The organism is Desulfovibrio sp. OH1186_COT-070, from assembly GCF_003860215.1.
Lineage (GTDB): Bacteria > Desulfobacterota > Desulfovibrionia > Desulfovibrionales > Desulfovibrionaceae > Desulfovibrio.
The window spans coordinates 1-1,387 of sequence record NZ_RQYH01000083.1; the positions used below are offsets into that span (position 1 = coordinate 1).

At 33.5% G+C, this 1,387-nt stretch carries 1 protein-coding gene; it reads left to right on the forward strand.

Translation table 11 applies throughout. The features are described 5' to 3' along the window. The first annotated feature begins 856 nt into the window (after positions 1 to 856). Complete coding sequence (locus EII23_RS11875; protein WP_050190807.1) at positions 857 to 1,333, forward strand: replication/maintenance protein RepL; 477 nt, start codon at positions 857 to 859, stop codon at positions 1,331 to 1,333. The last annotated feature ends 54 nt before the right edge of the window (positions 1,334 to 1,387 follow it).

Below are 1,387 nucleotides of genomic sequence, written 5' to 3' on the forward strand. Positions count from 1 at the left end.
AACAGAATAATGCATTATCTGAATACTATTCTTTCAAGGAATAGAACAATATTAAATTCATCTACATTATAGACGAAAGGACTAGCTAACACTAGTCCTTTTTTATGTATAGCTTTTGATCTACTCGTTACACTCGCAGAAAAAGCTATACATATAATCAAAACCAACCCACCATAAATTTTAATTGTAAAATAATTGCTTTTTGACTTCACGATATCGCTTTAATGATTTGGATTGGTTGTTAAGTTGGAATTAATCCAACTTAAAACCTGCACCAATCGCCACCTCAGTGGCTATCATTTTCGCTTTGCTCGTCAAAAATTTTCTCATTTCACAATGTAAAATTTAGGTTTGGCAAGCATCGTATTTGCTAGCCACTTCATTCGCTACGCTCATTTCGTGACTGCAAATACACTTGTTGGGGGCATGCCCCCAATCCCCCTGCCAAATGCTAGCCATATAACAAAATTAGTTGTAAGCATAAATGCATTCACTTCTTTTCTATATAAATATGAACGAAGTGAATAAGCGTCGGGAAAGCAGCAAAAAGTTTCCTTTTTGCTGTTGGAGCATGGGGTTTCAGGGGGTGCAGTATCTGACGTCAATGCCGAGCGAAAGCGAGCCGAAGGGTAGCATTTACGTTAGATAACCCCCTGATATGCTCCGACGCTTTATATAGAAAAGAAGATTTAACTACTTAAATTCTTATTATAGGTTGATATGATAGTTTCTATTAAGAATTTCTTTGTTCTAATTTTTCACTTGTTTTGTTCTAATTTCTTTTAACAAATGTTCTTTTTTTTTTAGAACTGTTATGATATATTTAGAATAACTTAAAATAAAGGAGTGATTGAAAGTGAAAGAAAGATATGGAACAGTATATAAGGGCTCTCAGAGGCTCATAGACGAACAAAGTGGAGAAGTAATAGAGGTAGATAAGTTATACCGAAAACAAACGTCTGGTAACTTCGTAAAGGCATATATCGTTCAACTAATAAGTATGTTAGATATGATTGGTGGAAAAAAACTTAAAATCGTAAATTACATTCTTGATAACGTACACTTAAGTAATAACACAATGATAGCTACTACGAGAGAAATAGCTAAAGCTACAAACACAAGCTTACAAACCGTAACTACAACTCTTAAAATCTTAGAAGATGGAAATATTATAAAAAGAAAAACTGGAGCTTTAATGTTAAACCCAGAATTACTTATGAGAGGCGATGACCAAAAACAAAAATACCTCTTACTCGAATTTGGGAACTTTGAGCAAGAGGCATCAGAAAAACAGAATAATGCATTATCTGAATACTATTCTTTCAAGGAATAGAACAATATTAAATTCATCTACATTATAGACGAAAGGACTAGCTAACACTAGTCC